The organism is Alphaproteobacteria bacterium (genome assembly GCA_025800285.1).
Lineage (GTDB): Bacteria > Pseudomonadota > Alphaproteobacteria > JAOXRX01 > JAOXRX01 > JAOXRX01.
Genome location: JAOXRX010000019.1, coordinates 1 through 20,676, shown reverse-complemented (window position 1 = coordinate 20,676; position 20,676 = coordinate 1). Strand labels below are relative to the sequence as shown.

Annotated in this window: 18 protein-coding genes; 8 read left to right on the top strand and 10 right to left on the bottom strand. The window is 31.3% G+C overall.

Annotated features, from left to right (window positions below):
* Positions 1 to 11 precede the first annotated feature (11 nt).
* From ybgF to ftsH, 3 genes are all read left to right on the top strand, one after another.
* On the top strand, positions 12 to 848 hold the full coding sequence (ybgF, locus tag OIF36_00195) for a tol-pal system protein YbgF (GenBank protein ID MCV6598891.1): 837 nt from the start codon (positions 12 to 14) through the stop codon (positions 846 to 848).
* Positions 817 to 1,794 (top strand): tRNA lysidine(34) synthetase TilS, encoded by a 978-nt coding sequence (gene tilS / locus OIF36_00190; protein MCV6598890.1) that lies wholly within the window; start codon positions 817 to 819, stop codon positions 1,792 to 1,794. The genes ybgF and tilS overlap by 32 nt, the downstream gene beginning before the upstream one ends.
* Before the next feature lie 103 nt (positions 1,795 to 1,897).
* Positions 1,898 to 3,793 carry an ATP-dependent zinc metalloprotease FtsH gene (ftsH, locus tag OIF36_00185; GenBank protein ID MCV6598889.1) on the top strand — a complete coding sequence of 632 codons (1,896 nt, stop codon included), beginning with the start codon at positions 1,898 to 1,900 and terminating at the stop codon, positions 3,791 to 3,793.
* A 536-nt stretch (positions 3,794 to 4,329) separates the two neighbouring features.
* Here ftsH and OIF36_00180 read toward each other — a convergent pair.
* From OIF36_00180 to alaS, 6 genes are all read right to left on the bottom strand, one after another.
* The gene (locus OIF36_00180) at positions 4,330 to 6,129 is read right to left on the bottom strand and encodes a transglycosylase SLT domain-containing protein (protein MCV6598888.1); all 1,800 of its coding nucleotides are present in this window, start codon (positions 6,127 to 6,129) and stop codon (positions 4,330 to 4,332) included.
* A gap of 4 nt (positions 6,130 to 6,133) precedes the next feature.
* Entirely contained in the window at positions 6,134 to 6,691 is a 558-nt protein-coding gene (locus OIF36_00175; GenBank protein MCV6598887.1) for a CarD family transcriptional regulator, read from the bottom strand.
* Between the two features lie 166 nt (positions 6,692 to 6,857).
* Positions 6,858 to 8,300 carry an MATE family efflux transporter gene (locus tag OIF36_00170; protein ID MCV6598886.1) on the bottom strand — a complete coding sequence of 481 codons (1,443 nt, stop codon included), beginning with the start codon at positions 8,298 to 8,300 and terminating at the stop codon, positions 6,858 to 6,860.
* 743 nt (positions 8,301 to 9,043) lie between these two features.
* Complete coding sequence (locus tag OIF36_00165; protein MCV6598885.1) at positions 9,044 to 9,499, bottom strand: YhcH/YjgK/YiaL family protein; 456 nt, start codon at positions 9,497 to 9,499, stop codon at positions 9,044 to 9,046.
* On the bottom strand, positions 9,489 to 10,589 hold the full coding sequence (locus tag OIF36_00160) for an asparaginase (GenBank protein MCV6598884.1): 1,101 nt from the start codon (positions 10,587 to 10,589) through the stop codon (positions 9,489 to 9,491). Before OIF36_00160 ends, OIF36_00165 begins: the two co-directional genes overlap by 11 nt.
* 126 nt (positions 10,590 to 10,715) lie before the next feature.
* Entirely contained in the window at positions 10,716 to 13,274 is a 2,559-nt protein-coding gene (alaS, locus tag OIF36_00155; GenBank protein MCV6598883.1) for an alanine--tRNA ligase, read from the bottom strand.
* A gap of 196 nt (positions 13,275 to 13,470) precedes the next feature.
* On the opposite strand from alaS, the gene OIF36_00150 reads away from it, so the two are divergent.
* From OIF36_00150 to recG, 5 genes are read left to right on the top strand one after another with little or no spacing between them, the layout of a single operon-like run.
* Positions 13,471 to 13,917: a GNAT family N-acetyltransferase gene (locus OIF36_00150; protein MCV6598882.1), complete on the top strand. Its 447-nt coding sequence runs from the start codon at positions 13,471 to 13,473 to the stop codon at positions 13,915 to 13,917.
* A gap of 3 nt (positions 13,918 to 13,920) precedes the next feature.
* A complete protein-coding gene (locus OIF36_00145) occupies positions 13,921 to 14,406 on the top strand; it encodes a GNAT family N-acetyltransferase (GenBank protein ID MCV6598881.1) in 486 nt (161 codons plus the stop codon).
* A gap of 13 nt (positions 14,407 to 14,419) precedes the next feature.
* Positions 14,420 to 14,989, top strand: coding sequence for a GNAT family N-acetyltransferase (locus OIF36_00140; GenBank protein MCV6598880.1), 570 nt, complete (start codon positions 14,420 to 14,422; stop codon positions 14,987 to 14,989).
* Positions 14,977 to 15,498, top strand: coding sequence for a GNAT family N-acetyltransferase (locus tag OIF36_00135; protein ID MCV6598879.1), 522 nt, complete (start codon positions 14,977 to 14,979; stop codon positions 15,496 to 15,498). The genes OIF36_00140 and OIF36_00135 overlap by 13 nt, the downstream gene beginning before the upstream one ends.
* 39 nt (positions 15,499 to 15,537) lie before the next feature.
* Positions 15,538 to 17,727: an ATP-dependent DNA helicase RecG gene (recG, locus tag OIF36_00130; protein ID MCV6598878.1), complete on the top strand. Its 2,190-nt coding sequence runs from the start codon at positions 15,538 to 15,540 to the stop codon at positions 17,725 to 17,727.
* Here the strand turns inward: recG and OIF36_00125 are convergent.
* From OIF36_00125 to OIF36_00110, 4 genes are all read right to left on the bottom strand, one after another.
* The gene (locus tag OIF36_00125; protein MCV6598877.1) at positions 17,724 to 18,047 is read right to left on the bottom strand and encodes a hypothetical protein; all 324 of its coding nucleotides are present in this window, start codon (positions 18,045 to 18,047) and stop codon (positions 17,724 to 17,726) included. The two genes, recG and OIF36_00125, sit on opposite strands and share 4 nt — an antisense overlap.
* A gap of 60 nt (positions 18,048 to 18,107) precedes the next feature.
* Positions 18,108 to 19,169, bottom strand: coding sequence for a hypothetical protein (locus tag OIF36_00120; GenBank protein ID MCV6598876.1), 1,062 nt, complete (start codon positions 19,167 to 19,169; stop codon positions 18,108 to 18,110).
* Positions 19,170 to 19,236: 67 nt separating this feature from the next.
* Positions 19,237 to 19,722, bottom strand: a complete 486-nt coding sequence (gene ruvC, locus OIF36_00115; GenBank protein ID MCV6598875.1) for a crossover junction endodeoxyribonuclease RuvC — start codon at positions 19,720 to 19,722, stop codon at positions 19,237 to 19,239.
* A 501-nt stretch (positions 19,723 to 20,223) separates the two neighbouring features.
* Positions 20,224 to 20,676, bottom strand: a 453-nt coding sequence (locus OIF36_00110) for a BspA family leucine-rich repeat surface protein (GenBank protein ID MCV6598874.1), incomplete at its 5' end; no start/stop codon positions are given.

The window sequence follows — 20,676 nt, the reverse complement described above, 5'->3', positions numbered from 1 at the left end:
GAGATAAAAATATGTCTAAAATAAAATATGTTATTGCTGGAATTTGTTTAATTTCAAGTGTAAGTATTACATCAGCTGCAAATACTTATTCTGGTAACACTATAGAAAATAGATTAAATAGAGTTGAAAAAGACTTAAGAATATTAAACAAAGAAGTTTATAGCAATGGAGTTAGCCCTCTATCTAAAAGTTCTCAATCAATGGACATAGGAAAAGCTCAAATAGCAGATTTTGAGATTAGATTATCTTCTCTTGAAGAAAACCTTAGAAAGACTAAAGGTCAAATGGAAGTTCTAACTCATCAACAAAATGAGTTAAAAACTCAAATGGAAAAAGTCCAAAAAGATATAGACTTTAGACTTAATGAAATGGAAAAACAAAAAACTATTGAAGTTAAAAAAGCTAAAAAAGAGTTAGATTTATCAGCTTTCAAAAAAACAGATTCTGTAAAAGAGGAGCTATCTCCAGAAAAACAATACAGTAAAGCTTTTGAACTATTAAAGTTAAAAGATTTCGAAAAAGCTGAAAAAGCTTTTGCTGAGTTTATAACTAAAAATCCAGAACATAAATTAGCAGGGAATGCTCAATACTGGTTATCAGAAACATTTTATGTAAGAGGTAACATGGAAGAAGCAATGAAACAATTTGCTGTTGGTTATAAAAAATATAACAAGTCTCAAAAAGCAACTGATAATCTTTTAAAACTCGGAATTACTTTAGGAGCAATTGGCAGAACAAGTGATGCATGCTTAACTCTAGCAGAATTAGAAAAAAACTACTCTCCATTGCCAAAAACTATTGCTAATAGAATGAAAAATGAACAAAATAAACTTAAATGCTCTAAATAACACTTTTGAAGAAAACTTATTTAGGACTACGAAAAACAAATTACCAAAAAAAATAGCAGTTGCTGTATCAGGTGGAGCTGACAGTATGGCTCTAGCATTCTTAATAGCAGAGTTTGCAAAGCATCTTCCTATAGATCTATATGCATATACAGTTGATCATAAATTAAGAAAAAGCTCTAAAAAAGAAGCTGAATTCGTACATAGTACTCTTTCTAAAATGGGTTATGTCCATGAAATTTTAAACTGGGATGGTAAAAAGCCTAAAACTAAAATTGAAGAAACAGCTCGTAAAAAAAGATATGAGCTCATGTTTAAAGAGTGCAAAAAATTAAAAATTGATTATTTAGCTACAGCTCATCATAAAGATGACCAAATTGAAACATTATTAATGAGGTTTTTCAAGGGATCTGGAGTTGATGGGCTATGTGGGATCCCCTCAATAAGAGAAGAACAAGGAATTAAAATCATTCGCCCTCTTCTGTATTTATCAAAGCAAGAAATCATAGACATTTGCAAAACATTTAAAATAAAATGGAAAGAAGATAAATCAAATAAAAGTGATAAATTTGAAAGAAATAAGATTCGCAAACTTTGCACTTACATGAAAAACAAAAACCTTCTAACAGATGAGATTCTACTAGCTAGAGAAAGAGCTATAGATGAAAGCACAGCTTTAATAAATATAGCAAACAAAGAGTTTGCTAACTTAGTCACAGAAAAAAGTGATAAATTAACATTAAACAAAAAAGATTTCTTTGCACTTGAAAAAGAGATTAAAATTCGTTTATTACAAAAATGTATGGATAATTTTTATAAGGGCAAGTATTCTTGCAAAAGAAAATCTATAGAAAATGTTATTAATAAGCTGAGTGAAAACAAAGGCTCAACTCTTAGAAAATGCTTTATAAAAACTAGCCGTGGAAAAATCATCATCACTAAAGAGTAAAAAACTTCTTATTTACTATTGTATTCTTTACTAAGATATACTATATATAGTATATATAAACCGGGAGAAAAATATGCCAGAAAATAAAAATAACAATAAAAAAATGCAACCTAAAAAACCAAACAATTTTAAAAACTTAATAATATGGGCAATAATGATTATAGTATTATTCTCTATATTCTCAAGCACAGAAGAAAAAGCTAAAAAATTAGCTTATCCTGAAATACCTTACTCTGACTTTATCAATCAATCACAACAAGGTTCAGTATCTGAAATAACAATTGTTGGAAGTGATATTTTTGGAGAAAACTCTAACGGTGCTAAGTTTTATACCTATATTCCTGCAAACACAGATGCGGTAGCAGATATAAAAGATTCTAACATAGTAATACAAGGTAAGCCTGTTGATAATTCTCCTACACTTAGCAGTATATTAATTTCCTTACTTCCTATGCTATTATTTATAGCTTTCTGGGTATTTTTTATGAAAAAAATGAGTGCTGGTGGAGGCAAAGCTTTTAGTTTTGGTTCATCAAAGGCAAAACTTCTAACAGAAAATAAAAACCCTATAACATTTAAAGATGTTGCTGGAGTTAACGAGGCAAAAGAAGACTTAACAGAAATTATAGAGTTCTTAAAGAACCCTCTAAAATTCTCAAGACTTGGTGGTAAAATACCTAGAGGATGCTTACTTATGGGCCCTCCAGGTACAGGTAAGACTTTATTAGCAAGAGCTGTTGCTGGAGAAGCTAAAGTTCCATTCTTCTCTATTTCTGGATCAGATTTTGTAGAGATGTTCGTAGGGGTTGGAGCATCTCGTGTTAGAGATATGTTTGAAAAAGGTAAAAAGAATGCTCCTTGCATAATATTCATAGATGAAATCGATGCTGTAGGTCGTCACAGAGGTGCTGGTCTTGGCGGAGGTAATGATGAAAGAGAACAAACTCTTAACCAATTATTAGTTGAAATGGATGGCTTTGAAGATAATAATGGAGTTATAATAGTAGCTGCAACAAATAGACCTGATGTTTTAGACCCTGCCCTATTAAGACCAGGCAGATTTGATAGACAAATTGTAGTTCCAAACCCTGATATTTTAGGTAGGGAAGAAATTCTAAAGGTTCACATGAAGAAAGTTCCTTTAGCTGCCGATGTTGATGCTAAGGTAATAGCAAGAGGAACTCCTGGCTTCTCAGGTGCTGATTTAGCAAATATCGTTAACGAAGGAGCTTTATTAGCGGCAAGAAGAAATCGTAGAGTTGTTGGCATGAGTGAATTAGAAGATGCTAAAGATAAAGTTATGATGGGATCAGAAAGAAGAACTCTATCATTCTCTGAAGAAGAAAGAAAACTCACCGCATATCATGAAGGTGGACATGCTTTATTAGCTCACTTATTGCCAGATTCAGATCCTATTCATAAAGCAACTATTGTACCTAGAGGAAGAGCTTTAGGTATGGTTATGAGATTACCAGAGAAAGATAAAGTTTCTGTATCTCTTGCGACATTGGAAGCTGACCTAGTAGTAGCCATGGGTGGTAGAGTAGCTGAAGAAATGATCTTTGGTGCTAGAAAGGTTACAACTGGAGCCTCTGCTGACATTAAAGCCGCTACAAATATGGCTAGCCGTATGGTTAAAGAATGGGGAATGAGTGAATTAGGACCTATAGCTCTTGGAGCTGACCAACAAGAAGTATTCTTAGGTATGGCCGTTGCTAAAGAAAAAAATATGTCTGATGAAACAGCTAGAAAAGTTGATGTGGAAATCAAGAAGATTGTTGACAAAGCTTTTAAAGAAGCTACAAAGTTATTATCAAACAATAAAGATAAACTTGAAATTATTGCTCAAGGGCTTCTAGAACACGAGACTTTATCAGGTGAAGAAATAGACAAGATTTTAAAAGGTGAAAAAATCACTAAAGTTGACAAAAATAATCGCACTAAAAAGATTAAGAAAAAAACTACATCTTCAGTCCCTAGTGTAAAAAAAGAAAAATAGCATTTAGGTGTTGAATAATAATTTTTTTATGCTTTAGATTTAGTATATTTTCTCCCACACCGTCATTCTCTCCTCCTACTTTGTCATTCCGATGAGCAGAGCGAAGAAGAATCTTCTTGTGTTAAAGCAGTGCTAAACTTTCTATTTGTCGTCATTCTGAACGGACACACTTGTGTGGTAGTGAAGAATCTCTTTGTGTTACTGGATATTAATTAACATTCCTCAGGCATGAAAAGATTTTTCGACTCCTTATAGTCGCTCAAAATGACGAGAAAAGAAAATACACACTGCCGTATCCCCAGCTCGTCATTCTGATGAGCGGAGCGAAGAAGAATCTCATTATGCTACTGGATATAAATTCACATTACACAAGCATGAAAAGATTCTTCACTTTGTTCAGAATGACGAGAAAAAGGCGATAATGACATAGAAAAGAAAAATAGATTTTAAAAAATTTTAAATTATGAAAAAGCCCCCGTGTAGTACACAGTAGTACTTGAGGGGGCTTTTTTGTAAAAATAAAATTTAATTAAAATCTATTTTTTTAGGAGAGGCCACTTACCTTGTATTATCTCCTTAGCAGAAGTATTATCTTCTCCTAATAGCTTTTGATAAATCCAGTAATTAGCTAACACTTTTTTAACAAACACTCTTGTTTCTTTATAAGGTATTGTTTCAATAAATAATAAGGGATCATCTTCGAAATGCATATTCTCCAACCACATTCTTAATGTACCAGGTCCAGAATTATAAGCTACAGGGAGCATAACAAGAGAGTTTTTTACTCCCTTATCTCTTAGAAGCTCTTCTAAATACTGTTCTCCTAATTTTATATTGTTCTCAGGATTAAATAATTGATCCTTATAGTAATCTTTATCATAAGGTTTGCCTGTAATATGTTTAGCTGTATTAGGCATTATTTGCATTAGCCCTCTTGCTCCTGAGGAACTAACAGCATTAGGATCGAACCTAGACTCTTGTTTAATAAAAGCATAAACTATTGCAGGATCAAGCTCAAACCCTCCTTTAGGAGCCCAAGAAGGCACTGGATAAATAGCATAATCATATCTATCATACCTATCACTATCTGGTTTTAATGAACTTCCTAATACTAGAGACATTTGTGCCATATTTGTATAAGATACTAATGCAAAAACTGCTTTCTCTAATTCTTTATTTGATCTTAAATCTATACCCATTAATTCTTTTTCAGCTAAATCAAATTGCCCTGCATTAATTAAATATATAGCTCTCCTACCAGAATTATTATTAGCAATAATTTTAAAATCGTCTGCTGTAAATTCAGGAATATTTAAATTTAAATCCAACTCTTCTTCTGCTTCATAAGTAGCTAACTGCCCATAAAATGTTGCTGGGAATTTCATAGCATTATACAACCATGTTTTATGCTTTCTATTTTTCCCCAAAGTCTTATACATTCTAGCATTCCAGTAAGCTGCTGCTGTTCTCTTCCATGGATCACAGTCTTCTATGTTATAAAGCTTATCAAAAAAGTCTATAGCATCTTCTAATTTATTAAGTTTCCATGAAGCAAGTCCAGCTACCCAATAAGCCTCATCAACATCATCTTTTGATCTTTCTATTGATTTTTTTGCATACTCTAATGCTAATTCAGTCTTACCAACATATAAATATGCAGAAGCAATGTTTGTTTGAAGTAAATCATATTCAACTTTATCTAAAATATCTTTAGCAACGGATGAAGTCTTCATTCTTTCTATCGCTCGTGTTGGCATTGTTCTTCTTAACTTGCTCTTAATCTCTTTATTAAAAGATTTAACTTTTTTCCAATTATCAGGACTTCTCCATCTTGCATGTCTGTAATCACTAACAAAACACCCATAGTTTTCAACTATGCCTGGAGTTATATATTGATGATTAGATGGATCTATTGATAAAAGCTGTCCCTTAGGTTTCTTTTTCATTGCTAAATCATAAATATTATCAGCATTTGGTAAATCATTATAAGTATAAAGCCATGTTTTTAACTCAAAGAAAGAACTTATATACTTATTCGGGTGCATATATCGTTGATACAAAACATGCCCCATAATAGATTTATCATTTATATCAGTTATAAATTTATCTGCCTGATGCCAATCGCCATGCTTTTGTAATTCAAAAACAGTTGCATAGTTTTTTGCATCTCTATTGCTAAGTTGCATTGCCTTTATTTCAGGAATATCCTTCAATAACAAAAAAGGAGCCTTTATTTTAAAAGGCTGTGTTGGTTTTTTACTTGGCTTAACAGTTTTGGCTAATACAGGATTAGCCAAAAATATTAAAACCAAAAATATAAATGAAATTCTTTTCATAAGATTAAGCAACAGCTGTTTCTTCTTTATCTTTTGAATTACCGTTTTCTTTTACCTTAGATGCAATAATTTGCTCTATTTGCTCAACAGCCTCGGAATGAGAAACATTCTTTACTATAGAGTACTCAGAAGCAAATCTATCTAAAGCATATTTGTAGAATTTTCTTTCCGAATAAGACTGATCTTCAGCTGTTGGTAAAATGGAGCAGTTTCTGCTTAAATCTCTAAGCACTTCTGCTACCATTACTTGACATCCTGATTCAATTTTTGTCTTATATTCTTGAGCTCTTTTTGCCCACATAATTCGCTTAATTTTAGCTTTACCTTTTAAAGTTTCAATAGCATCATCAAAATCTTCATGTGATAACAAGTTTCTTAGTCCCGCTTCTTCGACTCTATGTTTTGGAAGTTTTAAAGTCAACTTATCTTTAGAAAATGTTACTGAATATAATTCTACTTCCTGATCTGAGATTTGCATTTTTTCAACACCATTAATCTCTCCAACACCATGAGCAGGGTAAACAACGAAATCACCTTTTTTAAAAGATTTTTTATTAGCCATATACATATACCTCTCTATAAATACATCTCTTCTTTACACATTATATATACCATATAACTTAAAAAAACTCAATAGAAAAAAGCAAAAAAATCAATTTTATTATTATAATCAATCTAACCTGTTGTCATCATTAATAAAAAAATAACAAAAATCACTAACATTTTGATTAATAAAATATTTTCCTAAACTTTTTTAAAACATAGAGTTTAATGAAATGTGGTTTGATATAAGGGAATCTTTCTGTATCAGCATCTTGCATCAATAGAATTTTTGCATAGAAAAATTCTAAGTATCCCACAACAATTCTTGAGAGAACCAATCCTAATATACCACCTATTGCTCCATATAAATGAGAACCTAAATATATTGAGGCTATTATTGATACAGTCTGAAAAACACTAAAGAATACGGAATACCTAGATTTATCTATAGAGTTAAACAATGAATGAGATGCATACATTAATTCAACACCAGAATATGAAGCACTTGTTAAAATTAAGTATATAATAGCAAATCTAACTATAATCTCATCGCGAGTAAATATAGATATTATTAGCTCTCCAAAACAATGATATATAGCTAAGCATAATACAGACCAAATTATAGCAAAATATGCATTATAGTTAAGAGCAGAAACTATTCTTTTGTGTCTCCTCGCCCCAAAATTTTGCCCTATAAAAGCAGGCATAGATTCACCAACAGCTAATAAAGCTATAGCTGCAAAAGCCTCAATTTTAACAGCAACACCAAAACCTGCAATTAAAGCAAGACCATAACCAGCCATTACTTTATTAAACATCATAATAATAAATTGCACTAGTATTGTATTTATGGAAGTTGGAACAGATATTTTTAGCATATCTTTCCAAGACTTAAACATCTCTTTTAAAAATTTATCAGGAATAATAGATATTAAATTTCTTTTATTCAAGACATATAATATAGCAAAAGTTCCAAACACTCTTCCTATAACTGTAGCCCAAGAAGCACCAGCTATTCCCATTTCAGGAAAAGGACCGATACCAAATATTAGTAAAGGATCTAAAATTATATTTATAATAGATGATATAATCATTATTTTAGCTGGAGTTTTTGTATCCCCCATTGCAGATAATGATTTATCAGTCATAATAGGAAGTCCCATAAAAGCAAGACCTAAAAACCATGGGAACATATAAGATGAAACCATGCCCATTAATTCTTCAGGGACACCCATAAAATGAAATATGTCTTTCATAAAGAAAACTCCTAAAGAAGACATTACTATAACAATAAGTAAACTCAATGCTATACCATCTGTTATATATCTCGCAGCTTTATTGTGATTATGCATTCCAAATGCTCTACTCACAAGAACATTATTTCCAACTCCCAACCCGATAAAAGTCCCTATCATAATCATAACAATTGGAAATGTGAAACCAATAGCGGCAAGAGCCTCTTCTCCTAAGAAAGATATGAAAAATGTATCAACTAGGTTAAAAGTCATAAGAGCCATAATACCTAAAGCCATAGGATATGACAAATTAAACAAATGCTTACGAATAGACCCTTCTGTTAAATCTATATGTAAGTGCTTTCTTCTAAAAAATCTTCTAAATATAAACATAGGATGTATAATAAATTAATAAATACAATAATGCAAGAAAATATATTATATTATAACCCCTCTAAACTCTTTATTGTAATTCCCACTTTTTTTAATTAGTTATTCCCGCTCCCTGCTCTTTCATTCACTCCCCCTACTTTGTCATTCTGGTGAACGGAGCGAAGAAGAATCTAACCGTGTTAAAGCAGTGCCAAACTTTCTATTTGTCGTCATTCTGAACGGACACAGCTATGTGGTAGTGAAGAATCTCATTGTGCTACTGGATGTAAATTAACATTCCACAAGCATGAAAAGATTCTTCGTTACATTCAGAATGACTATATAATAAAATAGCATGATGAGTAGATTTTTCGACTCCTTACAGTCGCTCAAAATGACAATATCATTTCCTCAGCCTGTCATTCTGAACGAACACAGCTATGTGGTAGTGAAGAATCTCATTGTGCTACTGGATGTAAATTAACATTCCACAAGCATGAAAAGATTCTTCGTTACACTCAGAATGACGATATAATAATATATCATGGTGAAAAGATTCTTCACTTTGTTCAGGATGATCCGAAAAGAAAAATAGATTTTAAAAAATTTTAGATTATGAAAAAGCCCCTAAATAAAAAATAGATTTTAAGCTTATTTTAGGTGAATTATTTTTGAGTGAAGTGTACATAAAAGCACATGAGCGAAAACCCCAGCTAAAAGCTGGGGCTCGAATAATCACATAAAATGAACTTAAAATCTATTTTTTATTTTTCCACTGGAATTTTGAAAACTAATTTCTTGATTTCCGTCATTCTGTTATCTACCACCAATAAAGGCTTATGTAAGTCCTCTGGGAAGAACACAGCAAAGTGATTTTTATCTATCAAGAATGAAGTTTTTGATGGAGTATTATAGAAATACAAATCATCTTCTGGTCTTGAAATATCTTCCTTGTATATTTCCAATCCTGAGATATTAGCATATTCTATAATTTCTTCTCCTGTTAAACCAACCTGAATATCAATATATTTTTTATGAGCCTCTAAAGGTCCTTCGTATCTGGTATTTGTTAAATCCACATTAACATAAACTCCATTTTCAAGTTCATATCTACCAGGCTCGATATCTTCAGAAACTTCTTTTAAGAACTTTTCAACTTGATAGAACTCTTTATGACAGTTCTTATACAACCCGAAATTTTCTACTTTATCAAATATCATATGTTTTTTTACCCTTCATTTTTATCAAACCTTCTAACAACTCCCCTGTTGATTTGCTTCCGCTGCCCATTATACATTGAGCAATTTTTTTATCCAATTCTCCAACTAAATTAGTTTGGAATATTTCTTTAAAGTTTTCATAAGAAACTCTTTGTCCTAGCATCCACATACACTTAGTAGTCGCAGCTTCTATAGACATATCATAGGCTTCAATTGCACCCAAATCCACAGCTTTTTTACCTAAGCTATATTTACTCATAACTGTAGTCCCTTCAGGACATTGAGAAACAACAATCACAGGTATTCTTTTTTCTTTTGCTTTTAAAAGACTTGGATGTAAAACCTCTGGTATATTACCTGTACCAAATGTTCTAAATATAATAGCCTCAACACCTCCATATATTAATTCATCAACATATCTAGGGTTTAATCCTGGAGTATTATGTATACAAACAATATTATCATTGAACCCATTTTTAATTTTAGGTGCTTTAAAATGTCTCTTAACATGATTTGGATGTAAAAGGTCTATATCAGAGAAAACCTTCGTTGTAGTACCAAAGTCCTCTTGATTACATGAACTAAATGCATTTATTGCAATATCTGAATACTTTTGAGCTCTTGCACCTTTAATAATCTTATCACCAAACACTACAAACACACCTGATAGATTCATACAAGCAACTAAAGCTACATTAATTAAGTTTATCTTAGCATCTGTTCTTATTTCCTCTAAAGGTATTTGAGCACCTGTAATAGCAACTGGCTTACCTATATCTCTTAAAGAAAAAGCTAATGCACTAGATAAATAAGCCATTGTATCTGTACCAGTAGTTATGATAAAACCATCATACTTATCATATTCTTCTTCAATAGCTGTTGTAACTTTTTCCCAAACAGTTTTATCCATATCAGAAGAGTCTTCATTTATTATAAATTTAGTAGTTAAATTAGCAAGACTATCTATTCTTGGAGCAAGCCTCAACATCTGTTTATGATCATCATTATGAGTAGTATCCAGCTTACCACCATCATCAGCATGCATACTAATTGTTCCACCACAGAATAATAATAATATATTTTGTTTCATAATAAATACTCCTTATGTTTTTACAATGTAATACATTTACTTAACATGTTATTTAACAATATGCAAGCAAAAATAAACATCTGAATATAAATAAAAAAAGAGGATTTAACTCCTCTTTTTTATAATTTATAACATACTTTCCACTTCAGAAATCGCCTCATCTGCTTTAGCAAAATTAACACCTCCTGCTTGAGCCATATCAGGACGACCTCCTCCGCCTTTTCCTTCTAACACTTCAGAAGCTTTTCTAACTAGAGAAACAGCATCAATCTTATCTGTTAAGCCTTTATTTACTGCTACAACAACTGACACCTTTCCTTCATTCTCAGCAATTAACAATGCGACACCATCGCCTCTTAATTCTTCAGCCATTGGTTTTAAAGATTTAGCCTCAACACCTGACAACTTTTTAGCTATAAATTTAATGCCATTAATCTCTTTTGCTTCATTAGATGACATTCCTCCACCCATAGCAACTTTTTGTTTTAACTGCTCTATTTCTTTTTCTAGTTTTTTGTTTTTCTTAACTAGCTCTGCATTATCATCTTCTAGGGCATCTTCATTCTTATAAAATCTTTCAAACACCTTATAGCCTGTAATAGCTTCAATTCTTCTAACACCAGAGGCCACAGATGAATCAGATATAATTTTAAAGCACCCTATATCACCTGTTCTATCTACATGAGTCCCCCCACATAGTTCCATTGAATAGAATCCATCATTTTCAGAAATCATAGATACAACTCTTACTTCATCACCATACTTTTCGCCGAATAAAGCCATAGCACCTGATTCAAAAGCCTCTTCAGACGACATAAGCTTAGTAACCACCTCTCCATTTTCACGAATTTTTTCGTTAACTAACTTTTCAACTTTAATCATATCTTCTTTAGATAAAGCTGATGGAGATGAATAGTCAAATCTCAGTCTTTCAGCTGTAACATAGGAACCTTTTTGATTTACATGATCTCCCAATATATCTTGAAGAGCTTTTTGAACTAAGTGAGTAGCAGAATGATTTGCTCTAACTGAATCGCGATGAGCCTTATCTACATGCATATTTACCACATTACCTTCTTTTACAGAACCCTCTATGATTTCAATATGATGAATAAATAAATCTCCAAACTCTTTTGTAGTATCTAATACTTTTGCTTTAAAATTATCATTTTCTATAATTCCAGTATCACCAATTTGACCACCTGACTCACCATAAAACGGAGTTTGATTTGTTATCATATATGTATTATTATTCTCTTCAACAACAGCCAATACTTTAGCCTCTGCAGATAATGCCTTATACCCTAAGAAATCCGTTGCTCCACATTTATCTTTTAAGTCAAACCATATTTTAGATTTTGCAGCATCCCCAGAACCTTTCCAAGATGCACGAGCTTTTTCTTTCTGATCTTCCATAGATTTCTCAAAGCCCTCTACATCAACCGTTTTATTTTCTGCTTTTAAAATATCTTGTGTTAAATCCATTGGGAAACCATAAGTATCATATAGTTTAAAAGCTATATCTCCCGAAAGAACTCCATTTTCTGGAAGCTTAGCAGATTCATCTGATAACATAGACAACCCTTTATCAAGAGTTCTCTTAAAATTCTTTTCTTCTAATTCTAGAGTTTGAACAATTAAGCTTTCTGCTCTACCTAGTTCTGGATAAGCCTCTCCCATTTCTTTTAATAATGCTGGGAATAACTTGTACATTAAAGGCTCTTTACATCCTAAAATATGAGCATGCCTCATAGCTCTTCTCATAATACGACGAAGAACATAACCTCTACCTTCATTTGAAGGTAATACTCCATCAGCAATTAGGAATGATGCACACCTTAAATGATCCGCAATAATTCTACATGAGAATAAAGCATCCCCTTCAGCCTTTACTCCTACTTTTTCTTCTATATCTTTAATTAAGTTTAAGAATAAATCAACTTCGAAATTATTATATGAACCTTGTAAAATCGCAGAAATTCTCTCTAATCCCATTCCTGTATCAACATTCTTCATCGGCAGAGGAATTAAAGATCCATCTTCTAATCTTTCGAACTCCATAAATACATTGTTCCAAATTTCGATATACCTATCTCCATCTTCTTCTGGAGTTCCCGGCTTACCACCCCATACATCAGGGCCATTATCATAAAATATTTCTGTACAAGGTCCACAAGGCCCTGTATCTCCCATTTCCCAGAAGTTATCTTTTGTATCTATACGGATAATTTTATCATCACCCCAACCTGTTAGCTCTTTCCAAATTTTGTATGACTCTTCATCTGTATGATAAACAGTCGCAATAAGTTTATCTTCATCCAAACCAAGAACTTTTGTTAAAAATTCATAACTCCACTCTATTGCTTCTTTTTTAAAATAATCTCCAAAAGACCAGTTACCAAGCATTTCAAAAAAAGTATGATGTCTAGCAGTATATCCAACATTTTCTAAATCATTATGCTTTCCTCCTGCTCTTACACATTTTTGGCAAGAAGCTGCACGAACATAATCTCTTTTTTCTTTTCCTGTAAGAACATCTTTAAACTGCACCATACCAGCTACAGTAAACATAAGAGTAGGATCGTTATCTGGAATTGTGGCGGAAGACTTAACAATCGTATGCTGTTTTGATTCAAAAAAGTCTAAATAAGCTTTTCTAACTTCGTTAAGTGTTTTGTTTTTCATTTTTGTCTTCCTTTTTTTATTAATCTAGAAGTAAATTATTACTACAAAAAAAGCTTTTTGTCTAGTTTTTTAAAAAAAGTACTAAACCAAGCTCGAAATATTAAAAAAACTATAATAAAATCAAGATTTTGATTGTTTTTATTGTTATTTTGTGATATATTACCCCTAAGTTGTTGAATTATTATAAGGTAAAAAAGTGAGAAAAATAAAATACAAAGTTACAACAGATAAAAAGATTATTAAAAAAGTTATCCACGAAAATTATGCAGAACCATATATAACAAGCGATATTACAAAAATTTGCATAATTGCAACTCACGAAGATAAAATATGCGGATGTGCTTTAGGAAGAGAACAAAAAAATAACAAATCAGGAGAAATACACTTGGCATGGATGGCATCTTATTCAGGGTTTCAGGAACGAAAAGAGGCTGTTGGCACAAACTTATTAACTAGCTTTTGCCAAGAAGCAAAGAGATTAGGCTATAATAGTATATCTCTAAATTCATTATCAGAAGCAATGCCTTTTTATAAAAATCTAAAAGTAAAAAAAACCTCAGGTAGAAAAAATCATTTTAGAGACTCTATAGAAGATTTTTTGAGAAGAAGAAAAAAACAATCAACAACATTATCACCGGTATAAAACATGAGAAAAATAAAATACAAAGTTACAACAGATAAAAAGATTATTCAAAAGGCTATAGAAATAAGCCATGGGGATAATTTTATAAAAGCTGACATTACAAAACTATGTATAATAGCAACTCATGAAGGTAGAATATGTGGCTGTGCTATGGGATCAGAAAAAAAAGGTCGCAAGCCTGGAGCAATATATCTAGCCTGGATTGCATCAGGAACAAATTTTCAACAAAAACCCGAAAAAACAGGAACAAACCTAATGATTAATTTTTGTAAAGAAGCTAAAAAAATGGGATATAAAACCATAACTATAAACTCTTTACAAGAACCCATTTATTTTTATGATAAATTAAAAATAAAACAAAAAGAAAATGAAATATATATTTTTGAAGACAGTATAGAAGATATACTATATAAAAACAGGCCAAAGATAGACAAAATTTCTACTAAAAACCAATCAAGTTTATCGCAACAATCAAAAGCAACAGTTTAGGAATCTAATAGATATGAAATATCAAATAATAAAAGATAAGAATAGCGAAACCATTAAACATAACACTGAAAAAAAGAAAGTAGATATGTCCAAAATAAACACTCACACAGCAGAAAACTTAGAAGAAATATTTGATATTCACCCTGATATATTTAGCTCTGAAATCACCAAATATACAGACAACATAAATCATGCTATTATAGCTCTAGATGAAGACATTGAAGAAGCTGGTTTTTTAGTGGCATATAAAGACTACCAAGATAATAATACTATTTTCTTAGAAAGAATTAATGTAAATCAAGATTATAAAAGAGAAAAAATTGGAACAACCCTAATAAAAGAGTTATGCGAACATGCATTAGATGAAGGCTTCTCTAGAATTATACTAACATCCTCCCCAGAAGGAGAACCATTTTATGAAAGACTAGGATTTGAAAGAGAAAGCGAATACGATTCAGTATTTGAAGGGGATATTGAAACAATTTATGCAAATGCTAAATATCTAACACATATTTCTAGACCTAAACTTTTATCAAACAACAAACCTAAAGAAATAAAGTTAATAAGACAATGCACGAAATAACATACAAAACCATAACAAACAAAGATAAAATCTTGGAAACATTTAAAACAATTGTTAAAGATTCTAAAATGAAACACACCTATGCACTGAGAAACTGTGCAAAGGGGAAAACTGAAGTTGCTTTTGTTATAACAGCAATGGAAAACAATAAGTTAATAGGGTATGCTTTCCCTGAAGAATCTGTCCACCCAAGTATATCTTACTTAAGCTATATATTTGTAAAAGAAAACTATAGGTGCTCTAAAAACATAGGGAAAAACATTCTAAAAGATTTTTGTAAAGCAGCAAAAAACCATAAAAGCGACACAATTACTTTTTGGTCTTTAGAAGAGGCAAAAGGTTTTTATAAACATATAGGTTTAAAATCTGCAAACAATGATGACTATTTCACTTTAGGGATAGACGAAGCCTTACAAATAATTGAAAAAAGTAAGAAAGATAAAAAAATAAGACCTGTACAGCCAATTAAAATGGCTAAACCTAAAGAACTATTTTGTTACTTTAAATAAACTCTTGATTATTAAATTAATTTGAGTTAATTTAATCTTATGAGAGATAGTATTTTAAACCCATTATTTGTTTCTGTTGAAACTTTACCAGGCATAGGCAGTAAAACTAGCCTATACATTAAAAAATTATTAGGAAACAACAGACTTAAAGATTTATTATTTTTAAAACCTTCTAATGTAATAGATAGGACATTTTCTCCAAAAATAAAAGATGTTATTGAGGGGCAAATATGTACTCTTGAAGTTGAAATAATTAGCCACGACCCTAATGACAGATACAGAAAAGTTTACTCTGTATTTTGCAAAGATGAAACAGGATTCATAAGTGTAAAATTTTTCAAACCTAGAAAAGATTGGATTAAGAGTCAGCTTCCAGTTGGAGAAAAAAGAGTTATAAGTGGAACCATTGAAAAATTCAATAATTCTTTACAAATGACACACCCTGATTTTATAGAAAAAGTTGAGAACAAATATAAAGTTCAAAAAGTTGAAGCAGTTTACCCTCTAACGGCAGGACTATCTAGGAAAATGATAGGTAAAGCTATTGATAAATGTTTAGATAAAGTTCCTGATTTGGCAGAATGGAATGATGAACACTTTATGGCAAAACAAAAGTGGCTATCTTGGAAAGAAAGCATACTAAAACTTCACAGTCCAACTAGCAAAGAAGATATTATAGATAATTCACTATTTAAAGACCGATTAGCTTATGATGAGGTGTTATCAATGCAATTAGCTTTAGCTTATGTGAGGAAATTTTCAAAAGAGAAAAAAGGAATTAGCATAGGACAAGGAGGAGAAGGATTAGATTTCAAATCGACTAAAGCCCCTCTCCCTAACCCTCTCCTGCAAGGGGAGAGTCAAAGAGAACAAGCCCAAAGGAAAAAATTCGACTTAGAGAGAGGTAATGTATTACAAAAACTTATTCAAGATCTCCCATTCTCTTTAACTGAAGCTCAAGAAAGAGCAATCAAAGATATATTTATTGATATGAAATCACCTCATAAAATGATGAGGTTATTACAAGGAGATGTCGGATCTGGTAAAACCATAGTATCCTTATTTGCTTGCATCAATACTTGTAGTTCAGGTTTTCAGTCCTGCATAATGGCTCCAACAGAAATATTAGCAACTCAACACTATGAAACTATAAACAAGTTCTGTAAAAATCTAAATATTGAAGTTGAAATATTAACAGGAAAGCACAAAGGTAAAAGCAGAGAAGAAAAACTTCATAAAATTAATAATGGAGAAGCTAAAATAATCATAGGTACTCATGCCTTATTCCAAGAATCAGTAGAGTTTTATAACTTGGGACTAGCTGTAATAGATGAACAACACCGTTTTGGAGTTCATCAAAGAATGATGCTAGCAGAAAAAGGTGAGAAATTAGATTGTTTAGTTATGTCTGCAACCCCAATCCCAAGAACTCTTACTCTTACTTTATATGGAGACATGGACATATCAATATTAGGTGAAAAGCCTGCAAATAGAAAAGACATAAATACCGTAGTAATTAATAGCAATAAACTTGATGATGTAGTTAATTCTTTAAAAGACAAAATAAATGAAGGAGAACAGATATATTGGGTTTGCCCTTTAGTTGAAGAGTCTGAAAAAATAGATTTAGCTGCTGCTACAGATAGATACAATAGCTTAAAGAAAATCTTTGGAGATAAGGTTGGATTAATTCATGGTAAAATGAAAGCAGATGAAAAAAAACATGCGATGGATAAGTTCTCTAAGGGCATTACTAGAATTTTAGTTGCAACAACTGTAATTGAGGTTGGAGTTGATGTAAAAAATGCCAGCATCATGATTATTGAGCACTCCGAAAGATTTGGATTATCACAGTTACACCAATTAAGAGGTCGTGTTGGCCGTGGTGAGAAACAATCAACATGTATTTTGATTTACTCTCATCCAATATCAATAGATGGCAGAAAAAGATTAGAAATCATGAGAAAAACAAATGATGGGTTCTTAATAGCGGAAGAAGATTTATCAATTAGAGGTGGTGGAGAAATATTAGGAACAAGGCAATCCGGAATACCTGAATTTAAATTTGCGGATTATAGCATACACAAAGATTTATTTATGATTGCTAGACAAGATGCTAAAGTTATAATAGAAACTGACCCCTATCTAAAATCAGAAAGAGGTCAAGATTTACGAATTTTACTATATCTTTTTGAACAAGATGTAGGTATTAAATATCTAGAGAATTAGCCCACAATTAAAAGCTGTTTACCCTTAACAACGGGAGCTTTTTTACCTTTATGAGCACTATCAATCTTAGGTCTCAAAGCTTTTTTAATCAAACTTTGCACTTCATCATTTGTTTCCAGATTTTTTGCTTTATTAATGACACGAATAACTTCCTTGTGATAACCAGTTTGAACCGATTTATTAATTAAAAATTTAGCATTTGCAGGAGACATTCTCTTAGAATTTTCTCTAGCAGATAAATCTAGGCACTGCTCTGCCAATGCAGGTATAAAATTATCAGGAGATATTTTCGCTAAAGTTACTAGTAAACTGTGTTTCATTATTCAATCTTTCTATAATTATTCACGCTATAATCATTATAGCAAAAAAACACCTTATAATCAAGAGTTAAAGCAATAAGTTAAAACTTCATAGCTAGACTTAAGTTTAGATTTTGCATTTAATTCATAAGTATTATTCTCACAATAGCTATTATTTTTAATATTAGCTTTTTTTTGTTTCTGTTCTAGCTCATTTAAAAACATGCAAACATTTTTTGCCAATTCAGGAGTGCTCTTATATAGATATGAAAGTTTGCAATCACCAATAAACCCTACAACAGTTGACATAACATCGTTTTTCTGGTTTTTAGTAGCTACTAAATCAACAGCATTAACAATTTTATTAAATCCTTTAAGTTTTTTTTCTTTATTAAGATTAGATAATAAATATAATAAACTTTTTGAAAACTTAACAACATTTCCTTCTCTAGTCATACAATAATGAGAAGAATTATCTATAAATTTCCAAGCACTTTCATCTGGGCATTTATCAAACATTTTTAATAAATAATCATCTTTAACTTCACCACAGTACTTTTCTACATCTTCAGAAAGCAAATGAATAAAATCTGGATGTGTTTTATCAATTATAGTATTTATGAACTTATCTTCATCATCTACTGATATATTTTTTAGAGCACAAATATATAAAAAAGGAATAGTCTTTCTATTTGAACATTTATCCAGTGCTTTATATAAGAACTCATCATCAATTTTCATTAAAGGGAACTCTGAAGCCATATTTATAAAATCTTTAAACTCATGTTCATCTACATGATTTAAAAGCACTCTAAAAACATCTTTAGCATCTCTTTTGTCTTTAAATGTTTTATATGTTTTAATAAAATCCTCTATATAATAAGAACCACAATTATCTGCTAACTTAAGCACCGCCTCTCTTGTATCATTTCCATATGGCATCTTTTGCAAAAGGTTTAAATCTCTTATAATTTCTTCATTTTTAACATTATCTAAATCTAATCTACATAAATCCTCTGTTACAATTAAAGCACCGCCATAACAATCCCTATTTATTTCTCTACTAGCTGATAATATACCGAACTCATCTATAGCTTGAGAGGGAGTCTTTTTCAATTTTAAGTTTTTGTCTGCTTTTTCCATTTGATTATTTTATCACAAAATAAAGCTTGATTCAAGTTTATTTTAAGAAAAAAACAATGCTAAATCATTATTTTATTTTACTTTTTGTTTGATGATTATGAGAATGACATATAGCAACAGCTAAAGCATCCGCCGAATCCTCAGAGTCTAACTCACACCCACCCAACAGCATTTTAACCATCATCTTAATTTGATTTTTATCTGCTCTACCAGTTCCAACCACAGATTTTTTAACCATTGTAGTTGAGTACTCAACTGTTTCTATGCACTTCATAGCAGGAGCTAATAAACAAGCTCCTCTTGCTTGACCAAGCTTAAGAGTAGAATTAGGATTCATATTAACAAAAACCTCTTCAACTGCAGCTTGCTCAGGATTATATTTAGATATTACTTCTTGCAAACCAACAAAAATCTCTTTAATTCTTTGGGATAAGATTTCACTTTTAGTTGAGTGTATAGTCCCATTAGCAATATGAGTTAATTTATTACCATTAATTTCTATAACTCCCCAACCCGTATGCTGTAATCCTGGATCTATCCCTATTATTTTCATATCTTTTTCCTTTTAATAACACTTCAATATTATATATATAAATTTATAAGCAGAATGTAAAGATAAAAATTTAATACCTTATTATAAGTCTTTTACATATTTATGATTATAATTTTATATAAGGTAGTACAAAAAAACTTATTATCTGTTCGTCATTCCGCGAAAGCGGAAATCTCATTGTGCTACTAGATGTAAATTAACATTCCACAGGCATGAAAAGATTTTTCGACTCCTTGCAGTCGCTCAAAATGACATTACCATTTCCCCCAGCTCGTCATTCTGAACGAACACATTTATGTGGTAGTGAAGAATCTCATCGTGTTACTGGATATCAATTAACATTCCACAAGCATGAAAAGGTTCTTCGTTACACTCAGAATTGACGATATAATAATATAGCATGGTGAAAAGATTCTTCACCTTGTTCAGAATGACAAGCAAATAAGAGGGTATAAAAAAACTCCCAAAACAGGGAGCTTCTTTAAACAATCAATAACTTTATTAGTTAGAACTAAATACCCAGCCCTTATCTTCTAAAGTTGCTTTAGCTGATGAACATGTAGCATCTGAACAAGTGTTAGAGCCAATGTGCAATGTCCCATTATCTTTTAAAATTGCCCAAGAGTCAGACAAAAATGATAAAAATTTTCCATATTCCATAGAAGTCATTTTTTTAGAATAAGTTATATTTGTTAAACTAGTAGCACCGTGGAAAATGTAATTTAAAGCAGGAGAGTCATGTATAACCCAGCCACTAAGGTTAAGAGATGCTAAATTACTAGCTCCATAGAACATTGAAGACATATCAATAACATTACTTGTATCCCAGCTACTAAGATCAAGAGATGTTAAGCTTGATGTATTCTTAAACATATCGTTCATCCTAATAACATTGCTTGTGTTCCAATTGCTAAGATTAAGAGATGTTAAGCTTGATGCTTCTTCAAACATTTG

Coding starts and splice junctions, on each gene's coding strand:
- ybgF (MCV6598891.1), top strand. CDS start 12: ATGTCTAAAATAAAATATGTTATTGCTGGAATTTGTTTAATTTCAAGT.
- tilS (MCV6598890.1), top strand. CDS start 817: ATGAACAAAATAAACTTAAATGCTCTAAATAACACTTTTGAAGAAAAC.
- ftsH (MCV6598889.1), top strand. CDS start 1,898: ATGCAACCTAAAAAACCAAACAATTTTAAAAACTTAATAATATGGGCA.
- OIF36_00180 (MCV6598888.1), bottom strand. CDS start 6,129: ATGAAAAGAATTTCATTTATATTTTTGGTTTTAATATTTTTGGCTAAT.
- OIF36_00175 (MCV6598887.1), bottom strand. CDS start 6,691: ATGGCTAATAAAAAATCTTTTAAAAAAGGTGATTTCGTTGTTTACCCT.
- OIF36_00170 (MCV6598886.1), bottom strand. CDS start 8,300: ATGTTTATATTTAGAAGATTTTTTAGAAGAAAGCACTTACATATAGAT.
- OIF36_00165 (MCV6598885.1), bottom strand. CDS start 9,499: ATGATATTTGATAAAGTAGAAAATTTCGGGTTGTATAAGAACTGTCAT.
- OIF36_00160 (MCV6598884.1), bottom strand. CDS start 10,589: ATGAAACAAAATATATTATTATTATTCTGTGGTGGAACAATTAGTATG.
- alaS (MCV6598883.1), bottom strand. CDS start 13,274: ATGAAAAACAAAACACTTAACGAAGTTAGAAAAGCTTATTTAGACTTT.
- OIF36_00145 (MCV6598881.1), top strand. CDS start 13,921: ATGAGAAAAATAAAATACAAAGTTACAACAGATAAAAAGATTATTCAA.
- OIF36_00140 (MCV6598880.1), top strand. CDS start 14,420: ATGAAATATCAAATAATAAAAGATAAGAATAGCGAAACCATTAAACAT.
- OIF36_00135 (MCV6598879.1), top strand. CDS start 14,977: ATGCACGAAATAACATACAAAACCATAACAAACAAAGATAAAATCTTG.
- recG (MCV6598878.1), top strand. CDS start 15,538: ATGAGAGATAGTATTTTAAACCCATTATTTGTTTCTGTTGAAACTTTA.
- OIF36_00125 (MCV6598877.1), bottom strand. CDS start 18,047: ATGAAACACAGTTTACTAGTAACTTTAGCGAAAATATCTCCTGATAAT.
- OIF36_00120 (MCV6598876.1), bottom strand. CDS start 19,169: ATGGAAAAAGCAGACAAAAACTTAAAATTGAAAAAGACTCCCTCTCAA.
- ruvC (MCV6598875.1), bottom strand. CDS start 19,722: ATGAAAATAATAGGGATAGATCCAGGATTACAGCATACGGGTTGGGGA.